Below are 12098 nucleotides of genomic sequence, written 5' to 3'. Positions count from 1 at the left end.
CCAGTAAGAGCTTCTTCGCCCGCCGTGCGGGGCCGCGGATGAAAGGCACGGCCGCCGCACTTGGCAAGGTCAGGTTTTGGCCGCCATGGGCTTTGCCGGATTGCCCACGACGGTCACCCCGTCGGGCACTTCCTTCAGCACCACGGCGCCGGCCCCGACCGTCGCCCGCGCCCCGATCCGCAGCCAGCCCTTGATGGTGGCGCCGATGCCGATGAAGGCGCCCTCCCCCACCTGCACCCCGCCGGCCAGGTGAGCGCCCGGCGCGATGTTGACGCCATCCTCCAGGACATTGTCGTGGTCCACCGTACAGGCGGTGTTGAGGCTGCAGTAGCGGCCCACCTGGGCGTCCATCTGCACGATCACTCCGGCCGAGATCACCGTGCCTGCGCCGATGACAGCCGAGGCCGAGACGGTGGCCGCCGGGTGGATCACCGTCGCCACCGTTCCGCCACGGGCCAGCACCGCCTCGCTCAGGGACCTGCGCCGGCCGTCGCCGATGGCCACGAAGATGTCGTGCGCCGCCAGGAAGTCCGGGTCGCTGAGCAGGTCGGCCCCGCCCAGCACCGGAAGGTGGGTCTTCAGCCGCTCGGCCTCATCGCCCACCTGCACCAGACCCGCGACCGGGCGGCCGGCGGCGGCGCAGGCGTCGATGATGATGCGGGGCAGGGTCTCGGCCCGCGCGGTCACCAGGGCGATCGGCTTCACGGCTGAAGACCTTTGCCTAAGGCCTCAGACCAGTTCGGAAGGCTTGAGGTTCAGCTCCTTCAGCAGCGGCTCGGCATAGTCGACGCGGCCGGTCATGGTTTTGGGATCGCCGCTGGCCAGCTGGTAGACCGCCTCGGCGATGTACTCGATGGGCTGGACCCGATCCTTGGTGGCCTCGTTGATCAGGCCATGCACCGCCACGCCGGGCGTGTCCACCAGGCCCGGCGACACCACGTTGACGGCGATGTTGTCCTCATAGACCTCGGAGGCGAGGCCCGTCGTGAAGCGTTCCAGGGCGGCCTTGCACAGGCCGTAGACCGTGCCGCCGCGGCCGCCGCGATAGGGCTTCTGCGGATGGATGCCGGCCGGCGAGGAGATGTTGACGATGTGCCCGGTCTTGCGCGCGATCATCGAGGGCAGGACCAGTTGCGACAGGTGGAAGGGCGCGTAGACCTGCACCTCCATCATCAGCTTGAAGCGCTTCTCGGTGAACTCCACCACCGGCATGAAATAGGTGATGGCGGCGTTGTTGATCAGGATGTCGATGGGGCCGTACGCAGCCACCGTCTCCTCCACCAGGCGCTCGCGCTCGATGGACTGGGCCAGGTCGGCCTTGATGAAGGTGGCTTCGCCGCCGGCCTTCTTGATGCGTTCCACGGTCTCCATCAGGGTGCCGGGCAGGCGGCTCTCGCCGTCCTGGGCGGTGCGGGCCGAGACCACGACCTTGGCGCCCTCCATGGCCAGGCGGGCGGCGATGGCCTCGCCGATGCCGCGGCTGGCGCCGGTGACCAGGGCGACCTTGCCCTTCAGATTTCCATTGGGGTTGATGCTCGCCGACATGAAATAGCGCCCTCCCTGGGCTTTTTATGGTTCAAACAATTCCCAAGCCTCGCGCCGTTGAGGGTCACGCGCAAGCGCCGGAATGGCGCCAGGGCTCGCCTCCTGGGAGGAACCTCTCGCCAGCCCGCGCGTGCATGTTAATCATCGAGCGACTTCAGCGAGGCTCAAGCCCATGTGGCGGACCATCTTCAACCTGATCCTGGTCCTGCTGCTGGGGGCGGCCGCGGCCTTCGTGGCCGCGCCCTGGTTCGCCTTCCGCGCGCTGAAGGCCGATTCCCGCGACGGCGACGTCCAGGGTCTGGCCGAGCTGGTGGATTACAACGCCGTGCGCGCCACCCTGAAGACCCAGCTGGGCCCCACCCCCAACGCCCCCACGGCGCCGGCCCCCACCATCTGGACCGATCCCATCGGCGCCATGAAGCGGGCGCTCGAGCCCCTGACCCCGCCGCCGCCGGCCGTCGAGCGCTATGTCAGCGTCGAGGGCCTGCACGCCCTGACCCGCGGCTACGAGCCCGGCAAGGCGCCTCCGGAGCCGCCGGCGCCGGCCGCCCTGCCCGACCAGCTGATGGCCGCGGCCAGGGAGCCTTGGCCGTCCCTGCGTTACTGGGGCCCCAACCGCTCCCGCTTCGTGGTCCGCACGCCGGACAAGCCCGAGCGCGAGACGGTCTTCACCTTCCAGCGCCGCGGCTGGTTCGAGTGGAAACTGGTGCAGATCCGCCTGCCCGCGGACGACGAGAAGCAACCTTAGTTCTTGTTTTGTTCTCTCGCTCTGCTAGGCTCGCCGCCAGCTTGAGAGGGAGAATTCCATGACCATCGGATACGTCACCATCGGCGCTCTGGATGTAGCGGCCGCCCTGCCGTTCTACGATGCGGTGCTCGGCGCCATCGGTTATCACCGCGCCTTCCTGGACGGCGGCTGGGCCGGCTACGGCCCCAAGGACGGCGACGCCAACGTCTTCCTCTGCCCGCCCTTCGACGGCGAGCCGGCCCGGCCGGGCAACGGGATCATGCTGGCCTTCCTGGCCCCCTCCAAGGACGCCGTGCAGGCCGCCTATGACGCCGCCCTGGCCCAGGGCGGGGCGGATGAGGGCGCTCCCGGACCGCGCCCCGCCGACTCCACCAGCTTCTACGGCGCCTATGTCCGCGACCTGACCGGCAACAAGCTCTGCATCTTCACCAAGCCGGGCTAGGGCGCGGCGGCTTGACCGGGGCGGCGCGTGGCCCGATCGTGGCGGCTTCGAATGCAACCTGGAGTCCCGCCATGCGCGCCGTCGCCGCCCTCGCCTGCGCCCTGATGGCGACCCTGCCGCTGCCCGCCCAGGCCGGGGTCTGCAAGGCCTGGAGCGCGCCGGTCCTGGTCGCCTCCATCGCCGCCAAGCCCATCGACGAGGCCAGCGGCCTGGAGGCGTCGCGGGCCTATCCCGGCCGCCTCTACCACAACAACGATTCCGGCGACGACCTGCGGTTCTTCATCACCGACATGGCCGGGGGAAACCTGCAGGTGGTGAACCTCAAGGGGCCCAAGCCCTCAGATATCGAGGAGATGTCGCTCGGGCCCTGCGGATCTAAGACCTGCCTCTATCTCGGCGACACCGGCGACAATGCCGGCGCCCGCTCGGAGGTGGCCTTCACGATCCTGCCGGAGAAGAAGGTGTTCGCCGAGACCGAGACGCCCCTGCGGGTGGTCCGCGCCCGCTACCCCGACGGCCCGCACAATGTGGAAGCCTTCGCTGTCCACCCCGACGGCGACCTCTTCGTGGTGACCAAGCCGGTGGACAAGCAGATGACCCGGCCGGGGCCGGCCTCGGTCTACAGGCTCACCGCCAACCAGCTGCGCCAGACACAGGGGGTCCAGGTCTTCACCAAGGTGGGCGAACTGAACCTGCCGCAGTTGCTCTCCGACCTGCCGTTCTACGGCTGGATCCCCACCGGCCTGGACATCAGCCGCGACGGCAAGCGCGCGGTGCTGCTGACCTATATGGCGGTGGTGGAGCTGGGCTTCGACCTGGCCGATGGGGTCCCCGAGACGCTGATCCCGGGCCAGAACGTCTCGATCTTCCGCGCCCCGCCGCTGGCCCAGCAGGAGGCCATCGCCCTGCTGCCGGACGACAGCGGATTCCTCTACGACACCGAGGCCAGCCGCAAGGCTGTGACCTTCCCGATGAACAAGGTCACCTGCCAGGCGCGGTAGGAGTCAGCCCCAAGGTGTCATCCCGGAAAGCCCGCAGGGCTTGTCCGGGACCTAGATGCGCGGGGCTCTCAGGATATGCGTATGGGTCCCGGTCTTCCGCTGCGCGGAAACCGGGATGACACCGGGGACAAGCTAGCCCAGCGCCGCCTTCACCGCCGAGATCCCCTCGGCCGCCTTGGACCCATCCGGAGCCCCGCCCTGGGCGAAGTCCGGACGGCCGCCGGCGCCCTGGCCGCCCATGGCGATCACGGCGGCCTTGGCCAGTTCCGCGGCGTTGAACTTCGCCGCCGCCGAACCCATCACCGCCACGGCGATGGCGGCCTTGCCCTCGGCCACGCCCACCATGGCGATGACGCCGTCGGGCACCTGCTTGCGGTACTCCTCGACGATGGGCCGCAGATCCTTGCCGCCGACCCCGTCCATGACGCGGGCCATGAACTTGGTGCCGGCGATCTCCTCGATGGCCGCGGCCTCGCCGCCCGAGCCGCCGCCGCCCATGGCGAGCTGGCGCTTGGCGTCGGCCAGGTCCTTCTCCAGCTTGCGGCGCTGGGCGTCGAGGGCGTCGACCCGGGCCAGAACCTCGGCCACCGGGGTCTTGAACTGGTCAGCCAGGGCCTTGGCGACGGACGCCTGGTCGTTGAGGTAGCGGCGCGCGGACTCGCCGGTCAGGGCCTCGATCCGCCGGATGCCGGCGGCCACGCCCCCTTCGGAAACGATCTTGAACAGGGCGATGTCGCCGGTGCGCGAGACGTGGGTGCCGCCGCACAGCTCCACCGAATAGTCGCCCTCGCCCTCCAGGGCCTTGCCCAGGGCCAGGACCCGGACGCTGTCGCCGTACTTCTCGCCGAACAGGGCCATGGCGCCGGCCTCGATGGCCTCTTCCGGGGCCATCACCTTGGTGACCGCCGGCAGGTTCTGGCGGATCACAGCATTGACCTCGGTTTCGATGGCGTCGAGCTCGGCCGCCGTCAGCGGGCCGCCGTGGCTGAAGTCGAAGCGCAGCCGCTCGCCGTCCACCATCTGACCCTTCTGGGAGACGTGGGGGCCCAGCACGTTGCGCAGGGCCGCGTGCAGCAGGTGGGCGGCGGAGTGGTTGGACCGCGTGGTCAGGCGCCGCTCGGCGTCCACAGCCAAGCGCACTCGCGTCCCATTGGCCAGGACGCCCTGGGTGATCTCCAGGATATGGACGTGCAGATCGCCGGCCTGCTTCTGGGTGTCGATGACACGGCCCTTGCCGCCCTCCCACTCGGCCTCGCCGACGTCGCCGGCCTGGCCGCCGCTCTCGGCGTAGAAGGGGGTGCGGTCGAACAGGGCCTGGACGGTCTGGCCGGCCTTGGCCTCGTCGATCTCGGCGCCGTCGGCCACCAGAGCGAGCAGTTCGGCGGTGGCCTCGACCGTGTCGTAGCCCATGAAGACCGTGGCCCCCAGGCGCTCGCGGATGGCGAACCACTCCCCGGCGGCCGAGGCCTGGCCCGAGCCGGTCCAGGCTTCGCGGGCCTGGGCGCGCTGCTGGTTCATGGCGGCCTCGAAGCCCTCCATGTCCACGGTCATGCCCTTGCTGCGCACCGCGTCCTGGGTGAGGTCCACGGGGAAGCCGTAGGTGTCGTAGAGCTTGAAGGCGGTCTCGCCCGAGAGCACGCCGCCCTCGCTCATCTTCGCCGTCGCCTCGTCCAGCAGGGCCATGCCGCGGCCCAGGGTGCGGCGGAAGCGTTCCTCCTCCTGGCGCAGGGTCTCGACGATCACCGGCTCGGCGCGGCGCAGCTCGGGATAGGCGCCCCCCATCTCGGCGATCAGCACGGGCGCCAGGCGGTGCATCAGGGGTTCCTCGGCCCCCAGCAGGTGGGCGTGGCGCATGGCCCGGCGCATGATCCGGCGCAGGACATAGCCGCGGCCCTCGTTGGAGGGCGAAACCCCGTCGGCGATCAGGAAGCTGGTGGAGCGCAGGTGGTCGGCGATCACCCGGTGCGAGGGGCCATTGGAGCCGCCGGCCACCAGGGACTTGGACGCCGCGATCAGGGTGCGGAACAGGTCGATGTCGTAGTTGTCGTGCACGCCCTGCAGCACCGCGGCGATGCGTTCCAAGCCCATGCCGGTGTCGATCTGAGGCTTGGGCAGGGGCTTGCGCGTGCCGTCGGCGAACTGCTCGAACTGCATGAAGACCAGGTTCCAGATCTCCACGAACCGGTCGCCATCCTCGTCCGGGCTGCCGGGGGGACCGCCGGGGATGTGGGCGCCGTGGTCGTAGAAGATCTCCGAGCATGGACCGCAGGGGCCGGTGTCGCCCATCGACCAGAAATTGTCGCTGGTGGAGATGCGGATGATCTTCTCGTCGGGCAGGCCGGCGATCTTCTTCCACAGGTCGGCCGCCTCGGTGTCGGTGTGGTAGACCGTCACCAGCAGCTTCTCGGCCGGGATCTTGAATTCCTGGGTCAGCAGGGTCCAGGCGTGCTCGATGGCGCCGGCCTTGAAGTAGTCGCCGAAGGAGAAGTTCCCCAGCATCTCGAAGAAGGTGTGGTGGCGGGCGGTGTAGCCGACATTGTCCAGGTCGTTGTGCTTGCCGCCGGCGCGCACCGACTTCTGGGACGAGGCCGCGCGCGGCGCGGGCGGGGTCTCGGCGCCGGTGAAGTAGTTCTTGAAGGGCACCATCCCGGCGTTGACGAACAGCAGGGTCGGGTCGTTCTGCGGCACGAGCGGAGCCGACGGAATGATCAGGTGATCATTCTTCTCGAAGTAGCCCAGGAAGGCGCTGCGGATTTCGTTCAGGCTCGGCATGGCTCTAGACGCTTAAACTTGAAAGTTGGGGCGCGTGTTGCGCTGCGACATCGGCGTTCGTTTACGAGACTTGGACGCCCCCGCAAAGAAAAAGGACGCCCGGACCTGGGTCCAAGCGTCCTTCTCTTCGTGAACGACCGTGCGGGGTTCAGCCCCTTCGCGCCAGCCGCGCGGGTTGGCGGGGGCGCGACGGCGATGTCAGGGGGCCAAAGCGGCCGTTCACTTGAACCTGCGGACAGCTGCGGCGGCGGACGCTCAGGCCCGCCGGCCGGCCACCGGCCTATTCCTCGTCTTCGCCCGCCGTGGGACCCACCAGGAGCTCTTCCTGGATGACTTCCTTGGCGCCGCGGACCTGCTTTTCGATCTGGTCGGCGATGTCGGGATTGGCCTTCAGGAATTCGCGGACATTGTCGCGGCCCTGGCCGATGCGCTGGCTGTTCCAGGAGAACCAGGAGCCGGACTTCTCGATGACCCCGGCCTTGACCCCCAGGTCGATGATCTCGCCCAGCTTGGAAATGCCCTCGCCGTACATGATGTCGAACTCGACCTCGCGGAACGGCGGGGCCACCTTGTTCTTCACCACCTTCACACGGACGTTGTTGCCCATGATCTCGTCGCGGATCTTCACCGAGCCGGTGCGGCGGATGTCCAGGCGGACCGAGGCGTAGAACTTCAGCGCGTTGCCGCCGGTGGTGGTTTCCGGGCTGCCGTACATCACCCCGATCTTCATGCGGATCTGGTTGATGAAGATCACCAGGGTGTGGGTCTTGGAGATCGAGGCGGTCAGCTTGCGCAGGGCCTGGCTCATCAGGCGGGCCTGGAGGCCGGGCAGGCTGTCGCCCATCTCGCCCTCGATTTCCGCCCGCGGGGTCAGGGCCGCCACGGAGTCGATGACCACGATGTCCACCGCGCCGGAGCGCACCAGGGTGTCGGTGATCTCGAGGGCCTGTTCGCCGGTGTCCGGCTGGGAGACCAGCAGTTCATCCAGGTTCACGCCCAGCTTGTTGGCGTAGGAGGGGTCCAGCGCGTGCTCGGCGTCCACGAAGGCCGCGGTGCCGCCGGCCTTCTGGACCTCGGCCACCACGTGCAGGGCCAGGGTCGTCTTGCCCGAGCTTTCCGGCCCGTAGATCTCCACGATCCGCCCCTTGGGCAGGCCGCCGATGCCGAGCGCGATATCCAGGCCCAAGGACCCCGTGGAGACCGACTCGATCTCCATGTGGCTCTTGTCGCCAAGCTTCATCACCGAGCCCTTGCCGAAGGCCCGATCGATCTGCGCCATCGCTGCTTCCAGCGCGCGCTGCTTGTCACCGTCTTCTCGTGCCACGAGCTTCAATGCCGTTTGAGACGCCATACCAAGCACTCCCTATCCCATGATTCCGCCAACCCGGTGGGGTAGATCGCTCTCCCCGCCGCCGGACTCAGGTGTACTTAGTTTGTTCTCCGTTCACAAGATGTTCTTTTTCGCCTATGCGTCCGGAATTGACGTAGGCAGCGCCGTCAGCGCGGCCACCAGGGATAGCCCCGCGGCATGTCGGTGGAGACCTTGCCCGTGAAGGCCGGCGGCCGTTTCTCCAGGAAGGCCGCCACGCCCTCGCGCACGTCGGGCCCGGTCCCGAGCGCCATGGCCAGGGGACCGTCCACCTTCAGGGTGTCGTAGGGCGAGGCCGCCTCCGACAGCCGCCACAGCATCTGGCGGGTCAGGGCCACCGACACCGGGGCGGTGTTGTCGGCGATGGAGCGGGCGATCGCGCGCGCGCGGGGCAGCAGGTCCTCCGGCGTGGTGACCTCGCTCACCAGCCCGCCCTTCAGCGCCTCGGCGGCGGAGAACAGCGCCCCGTCCAGGCACCAGCGCAGGGCCTGGGTGATTCCCACCAGCCGGGGCAGGAACCAGGCGCTGCCGGCCTCGGGCACCAGGCCCCGGCGGGCGAAGACGAAGCCGAACTTCGCCGTGTCGGCGGCGATGCGGATGTCCATGGGCAGGGTGAGGGTCAGGCCCACCCCCACCGCCGAACCGTTGAAGGCGGCGATGGAGGGTTTGCGGCACTCATAGACCGCCCCCACCATCCCCGACCCGCCCGAGCGCCCGGCCTTGGAGACGTCCCCGAAGGCGGCCGAGCCCTCCGCCGAGGTGGTGTCGAAGGCGCCCGCGCCGGCCGACATGTCGGCCCCGGCGCAGAAGCCCCGCCCCGCCCCGGTCACCAGCACCACCCGGACGGCGTCGTCCCCGTCGGCCCGATCGAAGGCGTCGGCCAGCTCGGCGCCCATGATGGCGGTATAGGCGTTGAGCTTGTCGGGCCGGTTGAGGGTGATCTGCATGATCCCCTCTGAGACGTCACAGAGGATGTGCTCGTAGGTCCTGGACATGGGTCGCCTCCCTAAGGCTTTGGCGGAAGGCTAGGCGGGTGACGCCCACGTCAGGCAAGCGGCGTTCACGCGCCTGGCCAAGGGGCGGGAGCGGCTTGTCCGGCTCGGCCAAAGGCTTCTAGACTTCGGCGGCGGGGCCATTGTGGGCCGCGCGGTCCGGAGCCCGTATGTCCTTCCAGCTGCTCGCCGGCCGCACGCCGCTGACCGCCCGGCGACTGGCCTATGTGGGACCCGGCCGCGCGGCCTTCGAGGACGACTACCTGGCCCGCAATCCGCAGGCGGCCTTCGTCGCGGACGGCGAGGCGGCCGATGTCCTGGTGATGGCCGATCTGGACGAAGGGGCGCCGCAGGACATCGCCGCCGCCGCCGCGGTCGTCGAGCCGGGCGGCTATCTGGTGGCGGCCTCGCGATCGGGACCCCGGGTGGCCGCGGTCCTCGCGGCCCTGGGGGACGGCTTCCGGATCGCCAAGCTGCAGTTCCTGGTTCCCGGCGACGACCACTTCAACGACCTGGCGCCGCGCCGCGACCCGGCCGCCCTGGGCGAGATTTCCGACCGCGACCTGCTGCTGGTGGTCCAGAAGCGTGACGGCCCCCCGCCGCCCGAGCCCCTGGTGGTGCAGAGCGCCGCCTTCGCCCCGCGCCTGATGGACATCCGCACCCGCCTGCCCGCCCACGGCCTGCGCGGCGATCCGGAGCTGGTCGTGGCCTATGGCGGAGCGCCGGTTCAGCTCCTGCCCCTGCCGCCTGAGACCCCCAAGATCCTGATCCTGCAACGCCCGGCCCTGCCCTCGCTGGAGGCCTGGCGCGCCGCCACCGCCAACAGCATCCGCCGCGGCTGGGTCCCGGTGCTGGAGATCGACGACCATCCGGCCCTGCTGGCCGCCGTCGCCGGCCGCAAATTGACGCCCGCCGATTGGCTGACCTACGGCTTTCCCCACGCCATCCAGACCTCCACCGAGCCGCTCGCCCGGGTGCTGTCCAAACACCATCCGGTGGTGAAGGTGTTCGCGAACGCGGTCTTCGAGCTGCCGCCCTTCCCGGCGGGTCCGGCGCCCCGACGGGTGTTCTACGGCGCCCTCTCGCGGGGCCGGTTCGCCGTGCGCGTGGCCGCCTCTCTCGCGCCGGTGGCGGAGGAATTCCCGGAGGTGGAGTTCGTCGTGGCCGGCGACCGCGAGGTGTTCGAAGCCCTGCCCACCGGCAACAAGACGTTCCACGACCACCTGCCCTATGGCGACTATCTGGACCTGATGGGCGGCTGCGCGGTCTCCCTCTCTCCGGTGGAGGGCAAGCTCTATGAGGACACCAAGAGCGACGCCAAGTTCCTGGACGCCGCCGGTCGCGGCGTGGTGACGCTGGCCTCCCCCACCATCTACGCCGCGACCATCGCCCACGGGCGGACCGGCCTCATCGCCCGCCAGTTGAAGGATTGGGCGCCCCTGCTGGCCGGCGCCCTGCGCGACGAGCCCGCCCGCCAGGCCATGGCGCGCAACGCCTGGGACTATGTCCGGACCGAGCGCATGTTCGCCCACCAGGTCGCCGACCGCCGGGCCTGGTATCGCGAACTCTGGGACCGCCGCGAGGCGCTGAACGCCGGCGTCATCGCCCGCCTGCCGGGCCTGGCGCAGGCGCTGGCCTGAAACGGTTGACTTGGCGCGGCAGCGCCAGCCATTTCGCAGGCGGCGCAGGAGATGGCCTTGGCGAACTTCATCAATCTTCCGGTGGTCTCCGATCCGCGGGGCAATCTGGCCTTCATCGAGTCTCAGACCCACGTCCCCTTCGACATCGCCCGCGTCTACTATCTCTATGATGTCCCCAGCGGCTCGGTGCGTGCGGGCCATGCGCACAAGGTCCTGCACCAGCTCCTGATCGCGGTCTCGGGAAGCTTCGACATCCGCCTGCACGACGGGACCTCCGAGGAGCGGGTGACCCTCAACCGCCCTCATGTCGGCCTGCATATCGGCCCCATGCAGTGGCGCGAGATCGACAACTTCTCCTCCGGCTCAGTCTGCCTGGTCCTGGCCTCGACCCCCTATGACGAAGCCGACTACATCCGCGACTTCGACGCCTTCCTCGTCCGCGCGCGACCATGAAGTTCTTCGACCTCAATCTGCGCGATCCGGACCTGAGGGCTCGACTCGACGGCGCCTACACCCGGGTGATGGACTCCGGCTGGATGATCCTGGGGCCGGAATTGGCGGCCTTCGAGGCCGAGTTCGCCGCCTATTGCGGCGCAGGCGAGTGCGTGGGCGTGGGCAGTGGCCTGGACGCTCTGACCCTGACACTGCGCGCCGCCGGCGTGGGCGCCGGCGGCGAGGTGATCGTGCCGTCCCACACCTTCGCGGCCACCTGGATGGCCGTGGAGGCACTAGGCGCCGTCCCGGTCCCGGTAGAGGTCGATCCCCTCACCTACACCCTTGACCCCGCCGGCTGCGCCGCGGCGGTGACGACCAGGACCGTCGCCATCCTGCCGGTCTCCCTCTACGGCCACCCCGCCGACCTCGATCCCCTGATGGCGCTGGCCGCACGACACGGACTGTTCGTGCTGGAGGACGCCGCCCAGAGCCACGGCGCGGCCTATCGCGACCGACGGGTGGGCGCGACCGCCCACGCCACTGCCTTCAGCTTCTATCCCACCAAGAACCTCGGAGCCCTGGGGGACGGCGGGGCAGTCACCACCGACGATCCGGCCTTGGCCGCGCGCCTGCGACGCCTGCGCAACTACGGCTCGGACCGCAAGTACGCGCACGAGATCCTGGGGGTGAACTCCCGGCTCGACGAACTCCAGGCGGCCTTCCTGCGGGTCTTCCTGCCCAGGCTCGACGCCGCCAACGACCGCCGGCGAGCCCTGGCGGCGGCCTACGACAGGGCCCTGGCCGACGCGAACCTGAAGACCCCCTCCGAGGCCGACTGGGCCTGCCACGTCTATCATCTCTACGTCGTCCGCACCGGCGACCGCGACCGGCTCCAGGCTGGTCTGAAGGCCGCCGGAATCGAGACCCTGATCCACTACCCCATCGCCTGCCACCTGCAGGCGGCCTTCGCCCACCGCGGCTTCCGGCGCGGCGACTTCCCGCTGGCCGAGGCCCTTTCCGACGAGGTGCTTTCGCTGCCTCTATGGCCGGCGATGCCTCCAGAGGGCGTTGAAAGGGTGGCCGGCGCGATTCGGGCGCATCCGTAGCGCACGACGAATGCCGACTTCCTGCCCGGCGAATGGCCTCTATAGTGA

General features: G+C 69.5%; 11 protein-coding genes. 6 read left to right on the top strand and 5 right to left on the bottom strand.

The annotated features are described in order from the left end of the window. Positions 1 to 69: 69 nt before the first annotated feature. Positions 70 to 705 carry an acetyltransferase gene (locus AC1RN5_RS03720; protein ID WP_493039912.1) on the bottom strand — a complete coding sequence of 212 codons (636 nt, stop codon included), beginning with the start codon at positions 703 to 705 and terminating at the stop codon, positions 70 to 72. Positions 706 to 729: 24 nt separating this feature from the next. Next, positions 730 to 1545 (bottom strand): SDR family NAD(P)-dependent oxidoreductase, encoded by an 816-nt coding sequence (locus tag AC1RN5_RS03715; protein ID WP_493039911.1) that lies wholly within the window; start codon positions 1543 to 1545, stop codon positions 730 to 732. Between the two features lie 172 nt (positions 1546 to 1717). On the opposite strand from AC1RN5_RS03715, the gene AC1RN5_RS03710 reads away from it, so the two are divergent. From AC1RN5_RS03710 to AC1RN5_RS03700, 3 genes are all read left to right on the top strand, one after another. After that, positions 1718 to 2293, top strand: a complete 576-nt coding sequence (locus AC1RN5_RS03710) for a DUF2939 domain-containing protein (protein WP_493039910.1) — start codon at positions 1718 to 1720, stop codon at positions 2291 to 2293. 58 nt (positions 2294 to 2351) lie between these two features. Next, positions 2352 to 2735 (top strand): VOC family protein, encoded by a 384-nt coding sequence (locus AC1RN5_RS03705; RefSeq protein ID WP_493039909.1) that lies wholly within the window; start codon positions 2352 to 2354, stop codon positions 2733 to 2735. A gap of 71 nt (positions 2736 to 2806) precedes the next feature. After that, positions 2807 to 3736, top strand: a complete 930-nt coding sequence (locus AC1RN5_RS03700) for a hypothetical protein (RefSeq protein WP_493039908.1) — start codon at positions 2807 to 2809, stop codon at positions 3734 to 3736. A gap of 132 nt (positions 3737 to 3868) precedes the next feature. On the opposite strand, the gene alaS is transcribed toward AC1RN5_RS03700, so the two are convergent. The 3 genes from alaS to AC1RN5_RS03685 form a co-directional block, all read right to left on the bottom strand. Next, on the bottom strand, positions 3869 to 6508 hold the full coding sequence (gene alaS, locus AC1RN5_RS03695) for an alanine--tRNA ligase (RefSeq protein WP_493039907.1): 2640 nt from the start codon (positions 6506 to 6508) through the stop codon (positions 3869 to 3871). A 280-nt stretch (positions 6509 to 6788) separates the two neighbouring features. Continuing rightward, the gene (recA, locus tag AC1RN5_RS03690) at positions 6789 to 7859 is read right to left on the bottom strand and encodes a recombinase RecA (RefSeq protein ID WP_493039906.1); all 1071 of its coding nucleotides are present in this window, start codon (positions 7857 to 7859) and stop codon (positions 6789 to 6791) included. A gap of 146 nt (positions 7860 to 8005) precedes the next feature. Continuing rightward, the gene (locus AC1RN5_RS03685; RefSeq protein WP_493039905.1) at positions 8006 to 8872 is read right to left on the bottom strand and encodes an enoyl-CoA hydratase-related protein; all 867 of its coding nucleotides are present in this window, start codon (positions 8870 to 8872) and stop codon (positions 8006 to 8008) included. Between the two features lie 167 nt (positions 8873 to 9039). Between AC1RN5_RS03685 and AC1RN5_RS03680 the strand changes: the two genes are divergently transcribed. From AC1RN5_RS03680 to AC1RN5_RS03670, 3 genes are read left to right on the top strand one after another with little or no spacing between them, the layout of a single operon-like run. Then, positions 9040 to 10509, top strand: a complete 1470-nt coding sequence (locus tag AC1RN5_RS03680; protein WP_493039904.1) for a glycosyltransferase family protein — start codon at positions 9040 to 9042, stop codon at positions 10507 to 10509. A 57-nt stretch (positions 10510 to 10566) separates the two neighbouring features. Continuing rightward, on the top strand, positions 10567 to 10962 hold the full coding sequence (locus AC1RN5_RS03675; RefSeq protein WP_493039903.1) for a sugar 3,4-ketoisomerase: 396 nt from the start codon (positions 10567 to 10569) through the stop codon (positions 10960 to 10962). Further along, entirely contained in the window at positions 10959 to 12050 is a 1092-nt protein-coding gene (locus tag AC1RN5_RS03670; protein ID WP_493039902.1) for a DegT/DnrJ/EryC1/StrS family aminotransferase, read from the top strand. Before AC1RN5_RS03675 ends, AC1RN5_RS03670 begins: the two co-directional genes overlap by 4 nt. The last annotated feature ends 48 nt before the right edge of the window (positions 12051 to 12098 follow it).

It is taken from the genome of Phenylobacterium sp. GW821-FHT12F10, from assembly GCF_058806695.1.
Note: the sequence above shows the minus strand (reverse complement) of the source record. Positions and strands in the feature narration are given on the sequence as shown.

Bases quoted from the DNA above. Each gene is read 5' to 3' on its own strand.
- AC1RN5_RS03715 (WP_493039911.1), bottom strand. From the start codon at position 1,545: ATGTCGGCGAGCATCAACCCCAATGGAAATCTGAAGGGCAAGGTCGCC.
- alaS (WP_493039907.1), bottom strand. From the start codon at position 6,508: ATGCCGAGCCTGAACGAAATCCGCAGCGCCTTCCTGGGCTACTTCGAG.
- AC1RN5_RS03705 (WP_493039909.1), top strand. From the start codon at position 2,352: ATGACCATCGGATACGTCACCATCGGCGCTCTGGATGTAGCGGCCGCC.
- AC1RN5_RS03685 (WP_493039905.1), bottom strand. From the start codon at position 8,872: ATGTCCAGGACCTACGAGCACATCCTCTGTGACGTCTCAGAGGGGATC.
- AC1RN5_RS03700 (WP_493039908.1), top strand. From the start codon at position 2,807: ATGCGCGCCGTCGCCGCCCTCGCCTGCGCCCTGATGGCGACCCTGCCG.
- AC1RN5_RS03710 (WP_493039910.1), top strand. From the start codon at position 1,718: ATGTGGCGGACCATCTTCAACCTGATCCTGGTCCTGCTGCTGGGGGCG.
- AC1RN5_RS03680 (WP_493039904.1), top strand. From the start codon at position 9,040: ATGTCCTTCCAGCTGCTCGCCGGCCGCACGCCGCTGACCGCCCGGCGA.
- AC1RN5_RS03670 (WP_493039902.1), top strand. From the start codon at position 10,959: ATGAAGTTCTTCGACCTCAATCTGCGCGATCCGGACCTGAGGGCTCGA.
- recA (WP_493039906.1), bottom strand. From the start codon at position 7,859: ATGGCGTCTCAAACGGCATTGAAGCTCGTGGCACGAGAAGACGGTGAC.